The organism is Sabulicella rubraurantiaca (assembly GCF_017355885.1).
Taxonomy (GTDB): domain Bacteria; phylum Pseudomonadota; class Alphaproteobacteria; order Acetobacterales; family Acetobacteraceae; genus Roseococcus; species Roseococcus rubraurantiacus.
The window spans coordinates 492,449-514,443 of sequence record NZ_JAFEUU010000001.1 but is presented as its reverse complement, the minus strand read 5'-3'; the positions used below and the strand labels follow the sequence as shown (position 1 = coordinate 514,443).

Annotated in this window: 18 protein-coding genes; 11 read left to right on the top strand and 7 right to left on the bottom strand. The window is 68.7% G+C overall.

Features of this window, described 5'->3' with window-relative positions:
• Positions 1-310: 310 nt before the first annotated feature.
• Genes asnB through JTJ31_RS02465 form a run of 8 tightly spaced genes read left to right on the top strand, consistent with a single transcriptional unit; the run spans position 311 to position 10,988 of the window.
• Positions 311-2,218 carry an asparagine synthase (glutamine-hydrolyzing) gene (gene asnB / locus JTJ31_RS02500; protein ID WP_207537005.1) on the top strand — a complete coding sequence of 636 codons (1,908 nt, stop codon included), beginning with the start codon at positions 311-313 and terminating at the stop codon, positions 2,216-2,218.
• Complete coding sequence (locus JTJ31_RS02495; protein ID WP_207537004.1) at positions 2,215-3,720, top strand: oligosaccharide flippase family protein; 1,506 nt, start codon at positions 2,215-2,217, stop codon at positions 3,718-3,720. Before asnB ends, JTJ31_RS02495 begins: the two co-directional genes overlap by 4 nt.
• Positions 3,717-4,718 (top strand): methyltransferase domain-containing protein, encoded by a 1,002-nt coding sequence (locus JTJ31_RS02490; protein WP_207537003.1) that lies wholly within the window; start codon positions 3,717-3,719, stop codon positions 4,716-4,718. Before JTJ31_RS02495 ends, JTJ31_RS02490 begins: the two co-directional genes overlap by 4 nt.
• Positions 4,715-6,907: a glycosyltransferase gene (locus JTJ31_RS02485; RefSeq protein WP_207537002.1), complete on the top strand. Its 2,193-nt coding sequence runs from the start codon at positions 4,715-4,717 to the stop codon at positions 6,905-6,907. The genes JTJ31_RS02490 and JTJ31_RS02485 overlap by 4 nt, the downstream gene beginning before the upstream one ends.
• A 1-nt stretch (position 6,908) precedes the next feature.
• Positions 6,909-7,643 carry a YdcF family protein gene (locus tag JTJ31_RS02480; RefSeq protein WP_207537001.1) on the top strand — a complete coding sequence of 245 codons (735 nt, stop codon included), beginning with the start codon at positions 6,909-6,911 and terminating at the stop codon, positions 7,641-7,643.
• Positions 7,640-8,710: a GNAT family N-acetyltransferase gene (locus JTJ31_RS02475; protein WP_207537000.1), complete on the top strand. Its 1,071-nt coding sequence runs from the start codon at positions 7,640-7,642 to the stop codon at positions 8,708-8,710. The genes JTJ31_RS02480 and JTJ31_RS02475 overlap by 4 nt, the downstream gene beginning before the upstream one ends.
• Complete coding sequence (locus JTJ31_RS02470; protein WP_207536999.1) at positions 8,707-9,888, top strand: glycosyltransferase family 4 protein; 1,182 nt, start codon at positions 8,707-8,709, stop codon at positions 9,886-9,888. The genes JTJ31_RS02475 and JTJ31_RS02470 overlap by 4 nt, the downstream gene beginning before the upstream one ends.
• A complete protein-coding gene (locus JTJ31_RS02465; protein ID WP_207536998.1) occupies positions 9,885-10,988 on the top strand; it encodes a glycosyltransferase in 1,104 nt (367 codons plus the stop codon). The genes JTJ31_RS02470 and JTJ31_RS02465 overlap by 4 nt, the downstream gene beginning before the upstream one ends.
• Positions 10,989-10,996: 8 nt before the next feature.
• On the opposite strand, the gene JTJ31_RS02460 is transcribed toward JTJ31_RS02465, so the two are convergent.
• Positions 10,997-11,908 (bottom strand): glycosyltransferase family 2 protein, encoded by a 912-nt coding sequence (locus JTJ31_RS02460; RefSeq protein WP_207536997.1) that lies wholly within the window; start codon positions 11,906-11,908, stop codon positions 10,997-10,999.
• Between the two features lie 174 nt (positions 11,909-12,082).
• Here JTJ31_RS02460 and JTJ31_RS02455 point away from each other — a divergent pair, with 174 nt between their 5' ends.
• Positions 12,083-12,460 (top strand): response regulator, encoded by a 378-nt coding sequence (locus JTJ31_RS02455; protein ID WP_207536996.1) that lies wholly within the window; start codon positions 12,083-12,085, stop codon positions 12,458-12,460.
• A gap of 21 nt (positions 12,461-12,481) precedes the next feature.
• Here JTJ31_RS02455 and JTJ31_RS02450 read toward each other — a convergent pair whose 3' ends face one another.
• The 6 genes from JTJ31_RS02450 to JTJ31_RS02425 are packed head-to-tail and all read right to left on the bottom strand — an operon-like array spanning position 12,482 to position 19,602.
• Positions 12,482-13,447: an asparaginase gene (locus JTJ31_RS02450; protein ID WP_207536995.1), complete on the bottom strand. Its 966-nt coding sequence runs from the start codon at positions 13,445-13,447 to the stop codon at positions 12,482-12,484.
• Between the two features lie 2 nt (positions 13,448-13,449).
• Positions 13,450-15,048: a peptide chain release factor 3 gene (locus JTJ31_RS02445; protein WP_207536994.1), complete on the bottom strand. Its 1,599-nt coding sequence runs from the start codon at positions 15,046-15,048 to the stop codon at positions 13,450-13,452.
• Between the two features lie 45 nt (positions 15,049-15,093).
• Positions 15,094-15,447: a hypothetical protein gene (locus JTJ31_RS02440; protein WP_207536993.1), complete on the bottom strand. Its 354-nt coding sequence runs from the start codon at positions 15,445-15,447 to the stop codon at positions 15,094-15,096.
• Entirely contained in the window at positions 15,444-17,945 is a 2,502-nt protein-coding gene (locus JTJ31_RS02435; RefSeq protein ID WP_328805648.1) for a cbb3-type cytochrome c oxidase subunit I, read from the bottom strand. The genes JTJ31_RS02440 and JTJ31_RS02435 overlap by 4 nt, the downstream gene beginning before the upstream one ends.
• Positions 17,942-18,904, bottom strand: coding sequence for a cytochrome c oxidase subunit II (locus JTJ31_RS02430; RefSeq protein ID WP_207536991.1), 963 nt, complete (start codon positions 18,902-18,904; stop codon positions 17,942-17,944). The genes JTJ31_RS02435 and JTJ31_RS02430 overlap by 4 nt, the downstream gene beginning before the upstream one ends.
• Positions 18,901-19,602, bottom strand: coding sequence for a cytochrome c oxidase assembly protein (locus JTJ31_RS02425; protein WP_207536990.1), 702 nt, complete (start codon positions 19,600-19,602; stop codon positions 18,901-18,903). Before JTJ31_RS02425 ends, JTJ31_RS02430 begins: the two co-directional genes overlap by 4 nt.
• A 66-nt stretch (positions 19,603-19,668) precedes the next feature.
• On the opposite strand from JTJ31_RS02425, the gene selD reads away from it, so the two are divergent.
• Both selD and JTJ31_RS02415 read left to right on the top strand, forming a co-directional pair.
• Positions 19,669-21,840, top strand: a complete 2,172-nt coding sequence (gene selD, locus JTJ31_RS02420) for a selenide, water dikinase SelD (protein WP_207536989.1) — start codon at positions 19,669-19,671, stop codon at positions 21,838-21,840.
• Positions 21,797-21,988 carry a hypothetical protein gene (locus JTJ31_RS02415; protein ID WP_207536988.1) on the top strand — a complete coding sequence of 64 codons (192 nt, stop codon included), beginning with the start codon at positions 21,797-21,799 and terminating at the stop codon, positions 21,986-21,988. Before selD ends, JTJ31_RS02415 begins: the two co-directional genes overlap by 44 nt.
• Positions 21,989-21,995 lie beyond the last annotated feature (7 nt).

Here is a 21,995-nt window from a genome sequence, read left to right as displayed (position 1 = left end):
CTCAGGCGAGGAGTGCGCTGGTCAGGCGGAACACGCCCCACCACAGGGCAATGCCAAGGGTAAAGATGAACAGCACCGCGACAGGCCACGGAAGGCGCGACGGCCAACCAGCCTCGGCAACTTCCGCGTGTGCGGAAGGGGAGATCAGCTTGTGTTCGACCCTCTCCATAGCCTCAGAAACCCCTCGATGGCGGCGAGATGCATCCTTACCATGCAAGGCAAGGTTGTGCAAATCACTTTTCACTGACGGAGCATTTCTGGCTGCTATGCTTGATTCGCAACATACGTATGATTGCGAAGGGGTCGCCTGATGTGTGGCATTCTCGGCCTCTTCCAGCCGTTCAGCGCAGCCACGCCTGAGGTTGTGTCTTTGCGGCGGATGGCGGCGGCCCTCGCGCACCGGGGGCCGGATGGTGATGGTTTCCATGTCGAGCCGCATCTTGGTTTCGGCCATCGGCGACTGTCCTTCGTGGACCTCGAGGGCGGGGCACAGCCCATGACAACCGCGGATGGTGCGGTTGTCGTTACGTTCAACGGCGAGATCTATAATCACGTTGCGTTGCGCGAGGCCTTGGAGGCCGCTGGCCATCACCACCGTACGCGCTCCGACACCGAAATCCTTCTGACCGGCTGGCGCGAGTGGGGCGTTGGACTGCTCGACCGATTGCAAGGCATGTATGCTTTTGCGCTGTGGGACCGGACGCGTGGGGAAATGTTGCTCGCCCGTGACCGGCTGGGCGAGAAGCCGCTGCATTGGACGGCTCTACCGGATGGAACCATTGCCTTTGCGTCCGAGATCGCCGCGCTTTTGACGCTTCCCGGTGTGGATCGCCGCAAGGATCCGGTGGCGATCGAGGATTTCCTGGCGCTCGGCTACATCCCAGACCCTGCCACAGCCTACGCTGCGATCCGCCGCCTCCCAGCCGCGCATTTCGTTCTCCTTCGGCGGGGTGAGACGACGCTCCCTGAGCCGCGACCCTATTGGCGTCCACCAGCCTACGCCGTCGCTGGCGCGGCCGACGCTGCGGCCGAGCTTCGAGCACGGCTGACGGATGCAGTGCACCTGCAGCTGATGGCCGATGTCCCGATTGGCGCCTTCCTGTCAGGGGGCGTGGACTCAGCCTCCGTCGTCGCCTTGGCGTCACGGGAAGTCGGGCTATCCACCTTTACCATCGGCTTCCCGGGACCCGGCGACGAGCGCCCGGCGGCGGCCGCGCTTGCCGGGCGCTTCGGCACCACCCACCAGGCCGAAGAGGGTGAGCAGGACTACCTCGCCGCGGCCTCGCGCGTCGCCGAAGTCTATGGCGAGCCTTTCGGCGACCATTCAGCCGTCCCGACCCTCGCCGTTTGCCGCCTTGCGCGCCACCACGTGAAGGGCGCCCTGTCCGGGGACGGGGGCGACGAGGTACTTGGGGGCTACCGGCGCTACCGCTTCCATTCGCTGGTGGAGGCCGTGCGTGCCAACATTCCACCAGGGATGCGCCGGACGGTGATTGGACGGCTTGCCGCCTGGTATCCGACTCTCGCGGGAGCACCCCGCTGGCTGCGGGCCAAGTCCACCTTGACCGAATTGAGCCTGGATAGCGCGCTTGGCTATTACGGCAGCGTCTCCAAGCTGCGCGACGCAAGGCGGCGGGCTCTGCTCTCGCCCCGGATGCGGACGGCCCTGGACGGGCACGATCCGTCCCAGCGCTTCGTCGAGGCAATGGCAGAAGCCGATCCAGATGACCCGCTGCTTGCGGCGCAGCGCACGGACATCCTCACCTATCTTCCCGGGGACATCCTGGTGAAGACCGACCGCGCCTCCATGGCGCATTCGCTGGAGCTGCGCGCCCCCTTCCTGGACCACCGCCTTGTCGAGTGGGGCCTCTCCCTTCCGGCGAGCGAAAAGCTGCGCGGTCGCTTCGGCAAGCATGTGCTGCGCCGCGCTATGGCAGCCGATCTTCCACATGATCTGCTCTGGGCCCGCAAGCAGGGCTTTGCCGCCGAGATCGCGGGGCAGTTCAGGCGGCGCGCCGGCGAGATCGGGTCGCGCCTGCGACGTGGCGCGCTGGGCGACAGTGGCCTCCTCGACCTTGGCGAGGCACAGCGCCTCGTTGCGGAGCACGAGGCTGGCGCGGCAGATCACTCGCAGCCGATCTGGCAGATCTTGGTGCTTGAGGCATGGCTTGCCCGCGAGGCGGGCCTCGCGCAGGCACAGGAGCGTGCGGCGGCATGAGCGCGGAACCCCTCGGACGGAAGATTGCACTCAGCGCTGCGGTAATGATCGCAGGGCGGTTCGCCGTGCGCTGCATCAGCATCGTTTCAACGCTCATCCTGGCACGACTGTTGATGCCTGCCGATTTCGGCCTCGTGGCACTGGCCTCCGCTGCCTTCGTCGTGGCGGACTTGCTGACCATGACGGCCTATGGGCTCGTGATCGTCCGCAAGAAGGACGTGACACGGTCCGACTATGACACTGCCTGGACCATGAACCTGATCCGCAGCGGATTGCTCGGCGGCCTTGTTGCGCTCTCCGCCCACTGGCAGGCGGAGCTTCTCGGTGACGAACGCATCGCGCCGCTGTTGATGACAATCGGCCTCGCGGTCGCGTTGGAGAGCCTGCAAAGCCCTGGGCTGTTTCGGCTGCAGCGTGAGTTCCGCTTTGACCTCCTGGTGCGCTTGCAGGTGCTGACGAAGTTCGCGGCCTTCCTGCTGACGATCGTCATTGCCTTCGCCACCGGGTCCTACTGGTGCTTGGTTCTCGGCAACCTCCTCGCGAAGGCGATCACGATCCCCACCGGATACATCATCGCTCCCTACCGGCCACGGCTTTCCCTTGCGTCCTGGCGCGAATTTCTGTCCTTCTCGAAATGGACCTTGGCATGCAATGCATGCCTGATCGTGGACCTGCACGCACCGACCCTGGTTCTGGGGCGGCTGGTCGGGCTGCCCGCCGTGGGTGCCTACAACGTCTCGTACCAGATTGCCGCGACCCCCGTGACGGAGTTGGCCGTGCCGGTTCGCCAGCCTATCTATTCCGGCTACGCCAAGGTCGCGCATGACCGGGATCGCCTGCGGCGCCAGTTCCTCGACGGTTTCGGCCTCTTGTTCAGTTTGTTGCTGCCTCTGACCGTCGGAATCGCCATCTTGGCGCCGGAGATCCAGGTGGTCGCGCTGGGGCCGAACTGGGTTGGCACCGCACCGCTGATTGCGCTCTGCGCGCTCTTTGCCTTCGCCGACAGCAAGGCGCACTTCACCCACGGCGTCTTTACCGTGCTGGATGAGATGGGGCGGCTGGTTGCGACCTATGTCACGATGTCCCTGCTTCGCTTGCCCATCATCATTCTGGGTGCGGTCTATAGCGGTGCGGTCGGCCTCCTCTTGATGATGGTCGCCACCGCAATCATGAATGCGCTGGTCTGGCACTGGCAGGCGGGACGTCTGCTGGGTCATAATTTGGTTGCAGTCGGCGAGCAGGCATGGCGTCCATCCATCGCGGCACTGGTGATGTACGTGGCGGTAACGCTGCTGCGCGATGCTCTTCCAGCGACATCGCCTGACGTGGTGGGCGCGCTGATGCGCACTGTGATGCTGGTCGCGCCGGGTGCGGTGGTGCACGTCACGACACAGCTCCTGCTGTGGTGGATTCAGGGCCGCCCGCCAGGGGCCGAGCAGCGACTCCTTTCACTGTTCACCAGTGGCCTGCAACGGCTGCGCAACCGTTTCGTGACGGCATGAACACCGCGATGAAGCTAGAACCGGCTACGCTGAGGGGCGTGCCCCTGACCTGCCCTCGTGACGGCGAAGTGCTCACAGGAACGGGCACCCTGCGCTGCACCAAGTGCGGCAGCGCATATCCGGTCGTGAATGGCGTCCCCGTTCTCATCGACGACGAACGTTCGGTATTCGCGATAGCCGACTACAGCAGCCCGGACGCGTTTCGTGGCGCCAGCTACGGCCGCGCGGATGACCGCACGATCGGGATCCGCCGCCGCGTCCGGCGGGTGGCCCGCCGCGTCGCCGACGTGAGCAGCTCGCTGCACTACCCCAGTGCCGAGGAGGCGATCGCCTATGTTGCTGCGCTGCACGAGCGCCCTCGCGTGCTGGTCATCGGCTCGGGTGGGTTGCGCCTTGGCGAGGATATCGCGGAGGTCCTGAACACGGATGTGGCTTTTGCCGACGGTGTGCATGCCATCGCGGACGCGCACTCGCTGCCTTTTCCGGACGGGCGGTTCGACCTCGTCGTCGCCGTGGCCGTGCTGGAACACGTGGCGGACCCGCAGCGCGTGGTGGCCGAGATGACGCGGGTGCTTGCGAAGGATGGCCACGTCTATGCGGTCACGCCTTTTCTCCAGCCCGTGCATATGGGCGCCTATGACTTCACACGCTTCACGCCCATCGGGCACCGCCGCCTGTTCCGCGCCTATGACGAGGTGGCTGCGGGTCCCGCCCTCGGTGTCGGCAGCAGCCTTGGGCTCGTGCTCATGGCCACGATCGGCAGCGCCCAATCGCGCCTACTGCGACGGCTCGGGCGGGCCTTTGGCTTGCTCGTCTCGGCAACCCTCCGCAAGCTCGACCGCTTCCTGCCAGACCGGGGCGATGCCGCGGCGGGGTGCTGGTTCTTCGGTCGTAAGCGCGACGGCGCGCCGATCAGTGACCGTGAGCTCGTTCAGAGCTACCGCGACGGCTTTGGGCGTGGTCCCATGCAGCTTCCCACTCCGGCAATTGCACCATGACGAATCGGGTCCTCCATGTCCTCAAGCTCTTCCGTCCGGATTTCACGGGGGAAGGGGTCTTTCTGGAGCGCTGCTCCGCCGTAATGCGCGAGATCGCGCCCGGCGTGGAGCATGAGCTCCTGGTTACCCACACACCCCGCCCTGCCGAGGAAATAGAAGTAGGGCCGGGCCTTTCCGCGGTGCATTATCTTTGCGACGGCCCGACTGGGCATGTTCAGCGGGAGGCGGCCTTGGGCGCCTGGTTCATGCGTCATCTGCCGCGCTTCGACGTGGTGCATTTCCGCACCCACGCCGATCGCTGGTTCGTGTCGCCCCTGCTGACGCGCCTCGCGGGGCGGCGCCTCCTCCTCTCTGCCACGCTGGATGACAGCCTCCCGGCGCTGCTGCGCGGCTACCGTGCTGTGTCTCGCCCCTTCGCGCGGCAGGGCTTCCGCCTGTTCGACGGCTTCGTCTCCATCTCTCCCAAGCTCCAGGCAGAAACGCTCGGGGCCGGTGCCACGCCAGAGCGGTGCCATCTGATCCCCTGCGGCATCACCACAAGGGATCCTGACCCGGAGGAGCGCGAACGAATGCGCGCCGAGCTCGGGCTGGGCGAGGAGGACGTCGCGCTGATTTCCGTGGGCGGGATCTGCGCCCGCAAGGACCAGGCGACATTGGTGGAGGCGATGCCTGCTCTTGGGCCAAAGGCACACCTCATCCTCGTCGGACCGGAGCTGGAACCGGAGTATGTCGCTGCCTTGCGTTCCCGTGCCGCTGCGCTGGGCGTGGCGGATCGAGTGCGCCTGGTCGGCGAGCAGCGTGATCCGCATCCCTGGTTCGGGTGCGCTGACATGTTCGTCTTCGCATCACGCCGCGAGGGGTTCGGCACGGCCGTCCCGGAGGCCATGGCGCATGGCCTGCCAGTTGTGGCGCGGCGCCTGCCAGGGGTGAACGAGGATTTCATCCTCCCAGGAGAAACCGGCTTCCTGTTCGAAGAGGATGCCGAATACATGCCTCTCGCCCAGCGCCTCGTCGAGGATCCGACGCTACGCCGACGGCTGGGCGACACGGGCCGCGTCCTGGCGCGAACCCGTTTCGGGATGGATTCGATTGCCGCACGGTATCTTGAAGCCTACGGTTTGTCCCACCGCATCGAAGAAGGCGAGCCAATGCCGAGCCTGCCCGCGACTGCCTCCGTCACCGATCCAAGCTTCCACGCACCACTCGATGTGGGCAGCGACGGGCCGCCTCTCCTGATCACGACCGTGGATGCGGAGGAGGCGTTCGACTGGACGGGGCCATTCCGGCGCGATGCCATGGATGTGTCTTCCATGGGCCGCCAGCACCTCGCGCACCGGGTCTTCGAGAAGCATGGCGTCATCCCGGTCTACCTGACCGACTACCCCGTCGCCACGCAGGATGAAGGCGCCGCGCCGCTGCGCGAGCTTCTGCAGGGCGGGCATGCCGAACTCGGCGCCCAGCTTCACCCCTGGGTTACCCCGCCCTTCGATGAGGAACTGAGCGAGCGTAACAGCTATACCGGCAACCTGCCCCTGGCGCTGCAGATCGAGAAGGCGAAGCGCCTGACCGGCGCGTTGCAGGATGCGTTCGGGATCCATCCGCGCATCTGGCGCACCGGGCGCTTCGGACCCGGCTCCCGCACGGCGGACATCATCAAGCAGCTTGGCTATGAGTGCGACAGCAGCCTGACGCCCTGCTGGCCAGCCGAGGGGCTGGCCGAAGGCTCGCATTGGGCTTTGGACGCCCGCCCACGCTGGCTGGACCGTGAGCGGACGCTGCTTGGCCTGCCGGTCTCCGCCGCACTGGTCGGAAGCGCCGCGCATCCAGAGCTGGCGCGCCGTCTCTACCGCTCGCGCTCGGAGATCCTGGCCGGGATGGCGGCTCGCTTCGGCCTGATGGAGCGCATCCGCCTTTCCCCCGAGGGCATCACCCTTGATGAGGCCAAGCGTCTCGTCCGTGCGATGCGCACGCGCGGTCATCGTGTCTTTGTGCTGACCTACCACTCGCCGTCGCTGGCGCCGGGCAACACGCCCTATGCGCGCACGGAGGAGGATGTGACGCGCCTGCTGCGTTGGCTGGACGCCTTCTATGCCTTCTTCCGTGAGGAGATCGGCGGGCGTCCCGCGAGGTGGCGCGAGATCCGCCAAGGTGCCGCAATGCGCCCCGAGCCGGCCCTGGCGGCCGAGTAACGTGTCGCTCCAGGCCGCGCTTACCGCGCTGGTCCTGCCGCCGCTGGGGTTTGTGCTCTTGGCTGCCCTGCTTGCCTTGTGGGGCCGCCGGGGTGCTCGCATCGCTGCCGCCGCCTGCGCAGGGGCGGTGCTGATCCTCGCGATGCCCTTCACCTCCACTTGGCTGCTGGTCGTCGCGTCGCGCGACAAGAGACCCGTGCCGGAGACGCCGCCCGGCGCCATCGTGGTGCTGGGCGCCGAGGCTGCGCGTGGGGTGGAGGGGCCCGAGGTGGGTACGCTGACGCTGGAAAGGCTGCGGGCCGGCGCGGGGCTGCACAGGGCGACGGAATTGCCGGTTCTGGTCACCGGGGGAGTCGTTTCGCCCAACACCCCTCCCATCGCCACGCTGATGGCGCGGAGTCTGGGCCGCGACTTTGGGATCCCGGTTCGTTGGGAGGAGCACGAAGCCGGAGACACGGCGAGCAACGCAAGGGCCAGCGCAGCGTTGCTGAAGCGGGAGGGTTTGGATACCGTGCTTCTTGTCACCCATGGCTGGCACATGCCGCGCGCACGCGATTCCTTCGTGCGCGCCGGAATGCAGACGCACCCCGCCCCGGTGCGGCGGCAACTTCCAGCCGACGGCACAACAGCCGGGGACTGGGTTCCGCGCCCGGACCACCTTCTGGATTCCTGGTATGCCCTGCGCGAGATGCTCGGGCGTGCCGTCTATGCTGTCCGTGACGGAGGCGCATCGTGAGCAGCGTCCTGGCCGCGCCATTACCTGCGCCCGCCCCGTCCAGCACGCGAAAGCTGCGCGTCGTCGAGGTGGAATCGCCCTTCCTGCCCTGCTGGTGCGATGCCTTTCTCGACGAGGAGGATATCTTCGCCTCGCGGCTGTGGTTCGACACGCTGCTAGCCCATGCGCGCCCGCTTGGCACGAAGCTCGTCCTGGCCGTGGATGAGGCGGCTGGCATTTTGCTGCCGCTGATGCGCGGAGCGGGCGGATTGTCATCGCTCTCCACGCCCTACACGCTCGACTGGCGCCCGCTTGGCCCCGGTGCGGCACGGGAGGCTGGTCTCGACCTCGCCGGCGCCCGCCGCTGGTCGGCGCCGCTGCGCCTGGATGCCCTGGACCCGAAGGAGCCGGGCACGGCGTCATTGCTGCAAGGGGCGCGGGAAGGGGGGCTCCTCGTGCTGCCCTACCGCCACTTCGGCAATTGGCATGACGTCCTCCCACCCGGCATCACCTGGGATGCGTGGCTTGAGACGCGCCCCGGGAACTTGCGCACAACGATTCGCCGCAAGTCGACATCACGCGTTGTCTTTGAGTTCGTGGATCGGCCAGGACCTTCGCTTGAGGCTGGGATCGCGGCCTTTGAGGCGGTGCGCGCCGTTTCCTGGAAGCCGGCCGAACCGGCGCCCGGGCTTGATGCGGCGCTGATGCGCGCTGCGGCGCCTCTTGGCGCCTTGCGCCTCGGCATTTTGCGGCGCAGTGCGGATGGATGGCCCATTGCGGCACAATACTGGCTCCTGGACGCGCCGGGCGGGCGGCGGCGCGCCACCTTGCCCAAGCTCCATCATGCCGAGGCGGCGCGCGAGCACTCGCCCGGCACGGTGCTGACGGCGCGGATGATGGAGCATCTGCTGACGGAGGATGGGGTGCGGGAGGTAGATTTCGGGCGGGGCGACGACGCCTACAAGCAATTGTGGGTCGGAACGCGGCGCCAGCGTGAAGGTGCGGTGCTCGCCTCCGCGCGCCATCCGGCGGGTCTGCTGGCCCTGGCGCGTGCCACGGCGTCCCGGCTCCGCCGGTCCTTCGCATGAGTGCGGCGCTGGAGGCCGCGTCGTCGGCGGATGCGGCGCCGCGCAAGCTTCGCATCCTCTACAGCCACCGCATCCAGTCTCGGGACGGGCAGGGGGTGCATCTGGACGCGCTGGTGCAGGCGCTGCGGCAGGAAGGGCATGAGGTGCGCGTCGTCGGCCCGGCCGCCTATGACCGGGCGGAGCTGGGCGGCGAAAGCAGCTGGATCTCCGGCCTGCGCCGCGCCCTGCCCGCAGCCGTCGCAGAGGTGGCGGAGCTCGGCTACAGCCTGCCTGCCCATGCGCGCCTTCTGGCCGCTGCGCGGGAGTTCCGGCCCGACGTCATCTACGAGCGCTATAACCTCCATTTCCTTGCTGGCGCTTGGCTGGCACGTCGCCTTCGCCTGCCGTTCCTGCTGGAGGTGAATGCCCCCCTTGCCGAGGAGCGCGCGCGGTTCGGCAACCTCGCCCTCAATGGATTGGCGCGCTGGAGCGAGAACAGCGCCTGGCGCGCGGCCGACGCCGTTCTGCCGGTCACGGGCGTGCTGGCGGAGCACGTGGAGGCAGCGGGCGTGCCGCGCGACCGCATCCACGTCATCCCGAACGGCATCCACCTGGAGGAGTTCCCGGAGCCCGTGCCGCGTGTGCCGGGACAGGAGGTGGTCCTTGGCTTCGTCGGCTTCGTGCGCGACTGGCACGGGCTGGACAAGGTTGTACGTGGCATCGCGGATTGGCGCGGCGAGGTGCCGCTGGCCCTGACGGTGGTGGGCGAGGGGCCGGCGCGGCCCGGGCTGGAGGCGCTGGCGCGCGAACTGGGCATCGCGGAGCGTGTGCGCTTCACCGGCCTGGCGCAGCGCCACGAGGTTCCATCGCTGGTGGCCGGCTTCGACGTGGCACTGCAACCTGCGGCCGTGCCCTACTGCTCGCCGCTGAAGGTCTTCGAATACATGGCCGCAGGCCGCGCCATCGTCGCACCCGACCAGCCCAATATCCGGGAGGTGCTGGAGCACGGGCGCAACGCGCTGCTCTTCGATCCTTCCGATCCGGAGGGGCTTTGGAAGGCGCTCGCACGCCTCGCGGCCGATCCGGCCTTGCGCGACTCCCTGGGCCGCGCGGCACGACGCGAGGTGATTGCCCGCGATCTCACCTGGGAAGGCAATGCGCGCCGGGTCGCGGCCCTAGCCGAGGGGCTTCTCCTGTGAAGGCGCCACTGCTGCTTCACGTCTTTCCCGGCTTTGCGGTGGGTGGGGCGCAGGTGCGCTTCGCCATGCTGGCCAATCGCATGGGACCGCGCTGGCGCCACGTCATCGTCTCGCTGAACGGCCGTATGGAGTGCGCCGAGCGCCTGGCGCCGGACGTGTCCTGGGAGCGGGTTCCCTTCACTGCCGAGGGTTCGCTGCCACAACGCCTCCAGCGCATCCGTGCCTTGCTCCGCTCCGTGCGTCCCGACCTGCTGCTCACCTCGAACTGGGGCAGCATCGAATGGGCGATGGCGAACGCAGTTCCGGGGGGCATTCCGCATATCCACATGGAAGACGGCTTTGGCCCGGATGAGGCGCACGGCCAGAAGGCGCGGCGCGTCTGGACCCGGCGTCTCGTGCTGCGCAGGGCGGAAACGGTGCTGCCCTCGGCCACTCTGCTTGAAGCGTCGCGCCGCCTGTGGCGGCTGCCGGAATCGCGGACGCACCTGATCCCGAATGGGCTGGACCTCGCGCGTTTCGCACCAGATGGGGCAGGGAGTGACGGCGTCCCCGTGATCGGCACGGTCGCCGCGCTCCGTGCGGAGAAGAATATCGGCCGCCTGCTGCGCGCCAGCGCCCAGCTGGCGCGGGAGGGACTCGGTTTCCACCTGCTCATCGTGGGCGAGGGTGAGGAGCGCAAAGGGCTCGAAGCCTTGGCTGCGGAGTTTGGCCTGACGGAACGGACGCGTTTCGCCGGCCACATGCCCGACCCGGCCGCTGCCTACCGTGAGATGGATGTCTTCGCCCTCTCTTCGGACACGGAGCAAATGCCCTTCTCCGTGATGGAGGCCATGGCCTCCGGCCTGCCGGTGGCGTCCACTGCAGTGGGTGACGTGCGCCGGATGCTACCGCCGGAGCAGGAGCGTTTCCTCGCCCCTTGCGACGACGCGGCGCTGGCCGCAGCGCTGCGCCCCTTGCTTTGCGATGCGGCGCTTCGCCGCCAACTGGGCCAAGCCAACCGCGTGGTCGCGGAGCGCGACCTGGATCAGGAGCGGATGTTCAGCGCGCACGAGGCGTTGATCGAGCGCCTGCTGATGTCACGCGCCGCGCTGGCAGCGTGACGCCAGCCTCAGCTGTAGAGGTGGGCGCGCTCCGCCTGCTTCACGCTGTCATCTGCGCGTAGGTCACGCTCGATCCGGCGCCGCGCCTTCCAGTCGAAATAGGTGCTAAGCCCATTCCAGCCCATCTCCATCGCCGCGTGACGGGCGCGGTAGAGATCCACCACGTGCTCCGGCATGGCGGAAACGCCATGCTCGAACAACAGCGGATAAAGCATGTTGGCCTGCTGTCGCCGCACCGCGTAGCGCATCTTCCGGTTACGGTAAGTCTTGAGGTCGCGCAGTGAGAGGGGCGAAAGCGGCTCGAAGGCGAAGCCGCCCTCTTCGCTCACCGCAATGCGCTCCTCACGCCGCGGGGAGCGCGGATCCAGGTCATGCTTCACCAGCATGGTGACGAGGCCGTCTTCGCCGAACATGCCGAAGGGCAGGCGTACCCCTATCTCGCGGAAGCGGCGCACCGCCTCGCTGCGCAGCGCATAGAGATTGCCGGCCATTTCGCGGCCGCGCGCCAGCTTCGCGCGGAACTCGGTCTGGGATCGCCCGGAAACTGGCAGCGCCGCGCAGCCCATCGCTTCCGGGTGACGACCGAAGGAGGACAGGAAGCCGCGCAGCGTGCCCGGCACCATGCGGCAATCGCCGTCTGTGAAGACATGCGTCGCCGATTCCAGGGGCGCGACCTCGTGCACGTAATGATTCCAGGCGTTGGACTTGTCGCCCCGCCGGATCACCACCGGAACCACCTCGAATCCGCTTGGCTTGTATGCGCGCACCGAGGCCTCGGTGCCATCGGTGCAGCCGTTGATGAGCACATGAACCGTCACCTGCGCTTCCTGCGCGCAGGCACCAATCGCATCGAGGCAAGCACCGATGCCGTTTTCCTCGTTGTAGGCGAAGACAGCGACGGACAATTGAGGCATCGACATCCCGTCATTCTCCCGTGTTGGAAGGCGAACGCTGCGCTGTCCGAGGGGTTTAGAAGAAACGCAACTTTACCGCCAGCGGAAGCTTATGCATGAGGGACGATGCGCGCATGATTGCATCCGCGGGCTCCGGTCGCTATCGGGACGCTGCATGACTCGCCAGAGGGGGAGGGCCTTATGACTGAACAGCCACTGAGCGGCCGGCGCATCCTCCTGGTGGAGGACGAACCCCTCATCGCGATGTTTGCAGAGATGACGCTGGGCGATGCGGGGGCGATCCCGCTCGGTCCCGCCGCGACGGTTTCGGCGGCACGCAGCGCGATCGAGGATGAGGCGCCGGAGGCCGCGCTCGTGGACGTGCGTCTGCGGAACGGGGAGAGCGGCTACAACGTCGCGGACCTGCTCGCCGCGCACGGCATTCCCTTCGTGCTGGCAACCGGACTGCATCCCGGCGACATCCCCGACCAGCACCGCGCAAGGCCCGTCCTGTCGAAGCCCTACACCGCGCCGCAGCTTCTTGCCGCGCTGGCGGCGTTGCTCGCCCCCGTTCCCTGACGGCCGGGCCGGCCGCGGGGGTCAGCCGTATTCGGCGAAGCAGGCGGCCGGGTCCAATCCTGACGCGAGGGCGAGGGCCAGCAAAAGCCGGGCCTTCGCGGCTGGGAGCGTCCCCGCAGAGATCAGGCCGCGCGCCAGGAGATCCATCTCCGCTCCCGCATAGCCATAGGTGCCGGTGAAGACCGGACCCGCGAAGCAGCGCGAGCAGAGCGCCACGGGCATCTCGCTGGCCAGTGTTCCGAGCTTCGCGGCGGCTGGGGCCGGGACGTGCCCGGCCCCCATCCCGTCCACCACCGCGCCCCGGTAGCCCAGGTCTTGCAGTGCAGGGAGAAGCCGCCCCTCCTCGCCCATGCCCCAGCCGAGGATCGCGACCTGCGGCCATTCGCCGTCCGGAATGGTCACTGTCGGATGGCGAGACACCCGGGAAAGGATTCGTGCTTGTCCTTCCGCGACGAAGCCCAGTGGCCCCGAAAGGGGGGATTCGAACGCGGAAGGCAGGGCGCTGTGACCCTTGCGGACGAAGCGCGCCGCGTGGATCTGGTCGTTTAGCACGGCAAGCGTGCCGAGGCCGCGCGCCTCGGGCGAAGCCGCGACGACAGCCGCGGCCAACAGATTCGCGGGACCATCGGCGCCCGGCGCCGCCGCGCCACGCATCGCGCCGGTCACGACCACCGGTCGGTCACCAGGGACCAGCAGGTCCAGCAGGAAGGCGCTTTCCTCGATCGTGTCCGTGCCCTGGATGACGACAGCACCGTCGCAATCCTCCGCTGCGATGCGCCGCGCCACGGCGAGCAGGGTGGAAGGCTCCAGAGAAGGGCTCGCCACCCGCGCCGGGGACTCGGCGATGATCTCCGCCACCTCGCCTAGCCCCGGCACAGCGGCGACGAGTTCCGCCGCACCCAGGGTCGGGTTCAGGCCCGGGCCGGCGCCCGGCATCATGGTGATCGTCCCACCCAGCGACAGGACGAGGAGGCGCGGCCGCGCCATCCTCAATTGCCTTCCAGCGCGTGCTGCTCACGCACGGCGTGGAAGCGCAGCATGGGCCATTCGTCCTCGGCGCGGCGGCGGCGCCAGTCAGAGGTGAAGAGCGCCACGAGTTCGCCGTCATGGTCCTCGGCGCAATCGGCCCGATGGACGCGTGTGAAACGCTCGATCGCGGCGCGGTCCTCGCCGGTCACCCAGCGCAGCATCTCCCACTGCACGTTCTCGAAGCCGACGGGCACGCCGTACTCGGCTTTCACTCGGCTGCCGAGCACGTCCACCTGCAGCAGCCCGACCACGCCGACGATCGGCGGGGAGCCGTCCAGCGGGCGGAAAAGCTGCACCACGCCCTCGTCGGCCAGTTCCTCCAGCGCCTTCTTGAGCTTCTTGGCCAGCATGGGGTCCTCCAGCCTCGGCCGGCGCAGATGCTCGGGTGCGAAGGAGGGGACACCACGGAAGTTGATGGGCTCGCCCTCGGTCAGCGTGTCGCCGATCCGCAGCGTGCCGTGGTTGGCGATGCCCACCACGTCGCCGGGCCACGCTTCCTCCGCCACCTGCCGGTCCTTCGCAAAGAAGAAGAGCGGCGCATTGACCGGCACCTGCTTGCCGGTGCGCACCTGGGCGAGGCGCATGCCCTTCTCCAGTCGGCCGGAGCAGATCCGGAGGAAGGCAACGCGGTCGCGGTGCTGCGGGTCCATGTTGGCCTGGACCTTGAAAACGAAGCCGGTGAGCTTCGGCTCGCCGGGCTCCACCGTTCGGGCGTCGGCGGCGCGGCGGCCGGGAGGGGGCGCCATCCCGGCCAGCCCGTCCAGCAGATGCCCCACCCCGAAGTCGCGCAGCGCGGAGCCGAAGAAGACCGGCGTCAGCGTGCCATGCAGGAAGGCCTCCGCGTCGAATTCCGGAAAGCCGCCCTGCACGAGTTCCACCTGCTCGCGAAGCGTGGCGGCGTGCTGCGGAACTTCCCGTTCCAACGCCGGGTCGTCCAAGCCGGCAATCGGCAGGTGGATGTCACCGCCCTCGCGCAGCAGGCGCAGGGAGGGTTCGCGCAAATCCATTACGCCGCGGAAGTCGCGTCCGGCGCCAATTGGCCAGGCGGCCGGGGTGACGTCGAGGGCGAGGGTCTTCTCGATCTCGTCTAGCAGGTCGAGCGGATCGCGTCCCTCGCGATCCATCTTGTTGATGAAGGTCACGATGGGAATGTCGCGCAGCCGGCACACTTCGAAGAGCTTGCGGGTCTGGCTCTCGATACCCTTGGCAGCGTCCAGCACCATCACGGCCGCGTCCACGGCGGAGAGGGTGCGGTAGGTATCCTCGGAGAAGTCCTCGTGGCCCGGCGTGTCGAGGAGGTTGAAGACCAGCCCGTCCCGCTCGAAGGTCATGACCGAGGTCGCGACAGAGATGCCGCGCTCCTGCTCGATCTTCATCCAGTCGGAGCGGGTGCGGCGGCCCTCGCCCTTGGCACGGACCTGCCCGGCCAACTGGATGGCGCCGCCCTTCAGCAGGAGCTTTTCGGTAAGGGTGGTCTTGCCGGCGTCGGGGTGGGCGATGATCGCGAAGGTGCGGCGCCGGGCGGCCTCGGCGGCGACGGGGGTGGCGGGGGCGTTCATGCGGCTCCGTCTATGGCCTGGGGCGCCGGATTTCCAGGGGGCGCCTCAGCAGGCCGGCAGGACGAAGGCGGGCGTGGCCTGGAACAGGATGGCGAGGGCCGAGGCGCAGCAGGCCGCGAAGAGGAACCAGAGGCGGAAGCGCGGCTCCTCCTCCCCGCCATCGGCCTCCGGCAAGCCCATCCGGGCCAGGGGTGCCCAGGCCAGCAGGGCGAGACCGAGAAGCGCCAGCACCGTCGCCCCTCCGACCAGGGCCTGGACGAACGGCACGCCCATCACGCGGGCTTCGTCGAAGCTCCGTTCGCAGGCGAAAGCGTGGGTGGCATAGATCACGCCGAAATGCGCCCCCCACAGCAAAAGGGGCAGTGCCGGGCGCAGCGCCTTGGCTGCGCCGCCGATCACAGCAGCCTCGGGAAGCCGTGCAGCAGCACGACCCCCGCCGCCCCCTGGGCGCAGGTGTAGAGGGAGAACAGCATCGAATTGTCGAAGACGAGGCGCCGTTCGCCGTTCAGCATGCCGGCCCAGGCACGCGCCACCGTGTAGCCAAGCATCAGGGCCGAGACCGCGACATGCACCCCCTGGAACGCGACAAGGGAGAATGAGGTGGAGGAATGGACGTGCTCACGCGGGCGCAACCCCGCCTCCCAGAGCGCCAGCGCCTCGCCCGTCACGCCGGCAGCGAGCAGCACGATCGCAGGGATGACCAGCAGGGAGGGCAGGCGACCACCCACGGTCAGCTTGCGACGGGCCCAGAGGATCGCAGCGGCCGCGGCGGCATAGGACAGCAGCGCCGCGACGCCCCAGCCGAGCTCCGGCCCCCGCTCGGCCCAGCGCGCGTCGCCATTCACCAGCCACAGGAACAGGTAGCTCCCGGCCAGGCAGGCCCAGGCCGAGCCGGCGACCACCAGCAGGGTCGATACGGCCCACCAGGAAACCGTGACCGGTCCGGTCGCATAGGTGGGCAGGACGATACCGCCGCCGATATCTCCCTCGCGTGGTTCCAGCGGGCCAAGATCCGTGCTGGTCCAAAGCCAGTGCAGGAAGCCGCCAAGCCCGATGGCTGCGAAGCCTGCCGCCGGCACCAGCGCCTCCACCGCGAGGCACAGGAACATCCCCGCTGTGCCGACCGCCGCGACGATATGGGCGTAGCCTGGGCCCGGCAGCACGGCGACATACTGCGGGACGGCGGAGGACGCGGTGACGACCAATGTTTCCCGCTGGCCGGTGAGACTCATCGGCAGGAAATGCCCACCGGCCTCGGCCTCTTCCTGCAGGCCCGGCTGCTGCCAGAGCGGATAGCGCGAAGCGACATGAGGCTGGCTGCGTGGACCGTAATTGCCGTTCTCCATCCACTCGAGCGTTCCGGCATCCCACAGATTCTCGTTGCCGCTCTGGCTGAGCCGGAAGTTCCGGGCGATGTCGTAGATCAGGATGATGCCTCCCACGAGCACGGTGAGCGCGCCAAGGGTGGAAAGCAGGTTCCAGATCTCCAGCCCCAGCCCCGCAGGGTAGGTGTAGATGCGCCGCGGCATCCCCAGGAATCCCGAGATGTGCATGGGGAAGAAGGTGAGGTTGGTGCCGAGGAAGAGCAGCCAGAAGGCCCACTTACCCAGGCGTTCCGAAAGCGGCGTCCCGACCGAAGGCGCCCAGTGGTAGAGCGCCGCGAGAAGCGGGAACACCATGCCGCCGATCAGCACGTAATGCAGGTGTGCCACGATGAAGTAGGTGTCGTGCGCCTGCCAGTCGAAGGGCGTGACCGAAACCATGACGCCTGTCAGCCCGCCCAGCGTGAAGATGAACAGGAACCCCAGCACGAAGAGCCCCGCCGCGTTCAGCCGCGCCTTCTCTCCAGAGGCGAGCGTTCCGATCCAGGCAAAGACCTGGAGCCCCGACGGGATGGAGACGGCGAAGCCGGCGGCGGCGAAGAAGGCGAGGCTCATCGCCGGGATGCCGACCGTGTACATGTGGTGGACCCACAGGCCGAAGGACAGGAAGGCGGTCGCCACCAGCGCCAGCAACACCAGCGAATGCGCCAGCAGCGGCGTGCGCGCCATCGCCGGCACGATCATGGACACCATTCCGGCGGCGGGCAGGAAGATGACGTAGACTTCCGGATGGCCGAAGAACCAGAACAGGTGTTGCCACAGGAGCGGGTCGCCGCCACGCTCAGGCAGGAAGAAGGGCCAGTCGAAGGCGCGCTCCAGCTCCAGCAGCGTCGAAGCGATGATGACCGCCGGGAAAGCAATGATGACCATCCCGGCGAAAACCAGCATCGCCCAGGCGAAGATCGGCATCCGGCCAAGCGTCATGCCCGGCGTGCGGCAGCGGAGGATGCCGACGATCAACTCGATCGCGCCCGCGATGGCGGAAATCTCGATGAAGCCGATGCCCAGCAGGTACATGTCGGTGTTGATGCCGGGCGAGTTCTCCTTGCTCGTCAGCGGCGGATACATGAACCAGCCGCCATCGGGTGCCGCGTCGAAGAAGAGCGAGGCGTAGAAGGACAAGCCGCCGATCAGGTAGATCCAATAGGCATAGGCGCCAAGGCGCGGCGTTGGCATCTCCCGCGAGCCGAGCATGGACGGAAGCAGCGTGATGCCGACCGCCTCGACCGCCGGCACGGCGAAAAGGAACATCATCACCGTGCCGTGCATGGTGAAGATCTGATTGTACGCGGCTGCGCTGACGATCTCGAGGCCCGGCCAGGCGAGCTGCAGCCGAATGATGACGCCCAGCAGCCCGGCGAGGGTGAGAAAGAGCAGCGCCGTCGCGATGAAGAGCGGGCCGATGATGTTGTTGTTGATGTCGGTGAAGGCGCGCCAGCCGCGCGGCCGCTCCCACGCGGCCTTGAGACGTTCGAGCTCCTCTGGCGGTCGGGGCAGGGGGTTCGGCGTCGTCACCGCAGCGAGTCCAGCCAGGTGGAAAGGGCGAGGATCTCCTCGCCCGAGAGCGAGCGCGCAAAGGCGGGCATGTGGTTCCCCGGCTTGATGTCCTGCGGGGCGGCAATCCATCCCGCAAGGTTGCCGAGGTTATTGGGCAGCGCCCCGCCGGCAAGGGTGAGACGCGAGCCAAGGCGCGACAGGTCGGGCGCGATGCGCGCCCGCCATTCGGTCCCCCGCACCGCATGACAGGCGCCGCATCCGGCCGCACCGAAGACGCGCATCCCGGCTTCCAGTTCCGGTGTGGCGGGGGCAGGGATGGGGGCGATTTGCCGCTCGAGCCATGCCTCGAACTCAGGCGGCTCGTGCACGACGACGGGGAAGGCCATCAGCGTATGCTGCTCGCCGCAGAACTCGGTGCATTGTCCGCGCAGCTCGCCCACGCGGTCGGCGCGCAGGCGAAGCACGTTGGCCTTGCCGGGGATCATATCCAGCTTGCCGTGCAGATTGGGGATCCAGACCGAGTGGATGACGTCGGCCGAGGTCAGGATCAACTCTACCTCCCGCCCCCGCGGCAGGCGCAACTCGTTGGCGGTGACGGCGCCGGTGTCGAGGTAGCGCATCTCCCACCAATACTGCCGGCCGACGATCTCGATGCGCATCGGCTCTTCCCCGCCAGAGGTGACGAGGGCGCGCGAAACGCCGAGGGAGTGGGCGAGCAGGGCGGTCAGCGTCACAACTGGGAAGATGATGCCCATGCCGATCACGAAGCGGATATTGCCCATGCGCTTCCGCCAAGAGGACGGCGCCCAGAGCGCGAGGGTGATGGCCACCACCACGATCGTCAGGATCACCCCACCGCCGCTGAAGAGCAGCCAGGTGAGCGTGGCGATGCGATCCGCCTGCGGCCCCCACGCGTCAAGCGGGGTTTGCGGGCCGGAACAGCCAGCGAGCAGGAGAAGCGGCAGGAGGCGCTTCATCCCGCCGGCCGCGCCTCGCGCAGCGCCCGTGCCACGGCGGCGAGAGCCAGCGCAGCGAAGAGCACGCCGCCGGGCACCCACATCAGGAGTCCGCCCAGCTGCTGGTCCTCCAGCGCCGAGAACCCCCAGGGCCGAGTGGTGATGGCATGCGGCCAATAGAGGGGGCGGGGTGCGAAGGTGAGGAAGGCGCCAAGCACGCCCATTTGCGCGGCGGTCACGATGCCCGCGGCCAGCGCCGACTCTGGCCGCGCCTGCAGCAGCGCCTGCCAGAGCCACACCGCCGCCACCAGCAGCGAGAGGTGCGACGCCCACCACGCCAGATCGGAGGTGAAGGTCCAGCCATAGGGCGCGGGGAGGTGCCACAGCCACAGCACCGCCGCGAAGACGGAGGCGGCCACCGGCGCCGAAGGCGCGCGGGCCCGAAGCCCGACCGCCAGCAGCGGCGCCGCGGTCAGCACAAGCGCCATGTGCTGCGCGACCCGCGCCGAGAACAGCGCCACGGCGAGCGAGCAGAGCGGTGACAGCAGGGCGAGAGCGACGAGCCCCGAGCCCAAAAGGAGCGCCACGCGGTTCGGCGAACGGCGCCACCCCAGCGCGACAAGGCCCAGGATGGCCACCGAAATTGCCGCATCGGCGTTCCACGACACGGCCCCCGGCACGGGCGGCGCGCCGCAATACGGGATAGGAAGAGGCGGCACGCTTCGGCCTTTCGCTGCACCTTGGCGTTGTGGCAACGCGGAAGGCGCGGGAGGGCTGCGCAGGAAATGATCCGGTACGATGTCGTTCTGGTGGGAGCTGGCGCGGCACATCTCGTGGCGCTGCGCCGCTTCGCCATGCGGCCGCTGCCGCCCTTTGCCCGACTGTCCCTGATCGTGCCGGAAGCGGAGCAACCCTATTCGGGTGCGGTGCCTGCGGTAATGGCAGGGCGCTGGCGGCGCGAGGAGGCGATGCTGGACCTCGCGCGGCTCGCGCGCAGCGCCGGTGCGCGGCTCATCCTGGCGGAGGCCACCGGGTTGGACCGGGCGGCGCGCGAGGTGGTGCTGCGAGAGCGCCCACCATTGCGATGGGACGTGCTGTCGCTATGTCCCGGCGCCGCAATGGCCACCGTGCCGGGCGCCGAGGCCAACGCGCTTCCGCTGAAGCCCCTCGGTCGCTTTCTCAAAGGTTGGGAGGCGGCGCTGCGGCCAGGGCGGAGTGTCGTCGTGGCCGGCGGTGGCGCCGCGGGGGTGGAGGCTGCGCTGGCGGCGCGGTCGCGCCTGGGCGACGGGGCTTCGATCACCCTGGTTTCGCCGGGAAGGCCGCTAGGATTGCGCCTCGTCGAGGCGTCGTTGCGCCGGGCCTGCGTGCGCCACCTCGACACGCGGGCTTCGCGCGTCGAGCCGGCGCGGCTGGTGCTGGAGGACGGCGCGTCGGTGCCCTTCGACCTGTGCCTCTGGGCGGCAGGCGCCGCGCCGCCTGCATGGCTGGCCGCCTCCGGCCTGCGCCGTGACGGCGAGGGGTGGTTCCTGGTGGCGCTCGATCTTCGTGCCGTGGGGGAGGAGCGGATCTTTCTCGCCGGGGATATCGCCTCGGTCGAGGGGGAGCAGCGCCCTCGCAACGGTGTCTACTCCGTCCGGCAGGGCACGCCGCTTGCCGAGAATATCCGCGCTTTGGTGGAGGGACACGCGACGCGGCCCTTTCGGCCACAGCGCCGCAGCCTTGCCCTGTTGCAGGCGGGTGACGAGGCGATCGCGATCTGGGGCGGCTTCGCGCTGCGCGGGCGCTGGGCGCTGCGCTGGAAGGACCGGATCGACCGCGCCTGGCTGAACTCCTTCCGCCAGCTTCCCCCCACACCGATGGAGGCCACCCCCGCGCCGATGGCGATGCGTTGCGAAGGCTGCGGCGCCAAGCTGGCACCCTCCGTGCTGCGCGCCGCGCTGTCGCGCCTAGGCGGCGCGCCGGCCGGCCCCGCCGAGGATGCAGCCACCCTTCCGCCCCTGCGCGGCGAGGCGGTGCAGAGCGTGGATCTGTTCCGCCCCCCGGTGGAGGACCCCTGGGTGGCCGGGCGCATCGCCGCCGCTCATGCTTTGGGCGACCTTGCCGCCATGGGCGCGGAGCCGCGCGCAGCCCTGGCCCTGGTGGCGCTGCCAGACGCCGCCCCCACGGTGCAGGAAGGTGATCTGTTCCAGTTGCTGCATGGCGCGCAGTCCGTGCTCGGACCGGCCGGCGTGCCATTGCTGGGCGGCCACAGTGCCGAGGCTGCGCAAGCCATGATCGGTTTCAGCGTGACAGGCGATGCGCCGGAAGGCACGACGCTGCGGCGTGGCGCGCTGCGGCCGGGTGACGTGCTCCTGCTAACGCGGCGCCTCGGCACGGGGGTGGTCATGGCCGCCGCGATGATGGGGCAGGCGCGTGGCGCCGACCTCGCCGCGTGCTGGGCGCAGATGCAGGCGGACCCGATGCCGGCTGCCCGCATCCTGCGCGCTCATGGCGCCAGGGCGGCTGCGGATGTGACCGGCTTTGGCCTGCTGGGCCATCTGGGGGAAATGCTGACGGCATCGGGCTGCGGCGCCGTCTTGGATCCCCAGGCGTCCCCAGCCCTGCCCGGGGCACTTGAGGCGCTGGTTGCAGGCATCCGCAGCACGTTGCACTCGGCAAACCAGGCCGCGCTCGCTCAGGTGGATGGTGAGGCTCCGCCGGAACGCCTCGCGCTGATGCTGGACCCGCAGACCTCGGGCGGGCTCGTCGCCGGCCTCCCCGCGGAGGCAGCCGAGCGTTGCGCGGACGCCCTTCGCGATGCCGGGATCGAAGCGCGCATCATTGGGCACGCGATCGAGGGCGCTCCTCGCATCCGTCTGCAACCCGGCGTCGCCGCCGCCCGTTGCCCGCGCGATGAACTATTCGACAGGGACCGTGCTGCTCGTCCAGGAGGGCCGCTTCAGGCTGCTGCGCGATGATGGGCGCGGCCTGACGCTGGCCCTGTCGCCCTCCGCCCCGATTGAGCCGCAGGACCTGCCACCGCTGCTGCATCGCCGCGTTGGCGTTGAATGGGAACCGGCGCCGGGCCTCGTGTCCGGCAAGGCCCATCGCGTCGAGCGCCTTTGAGGAGGCA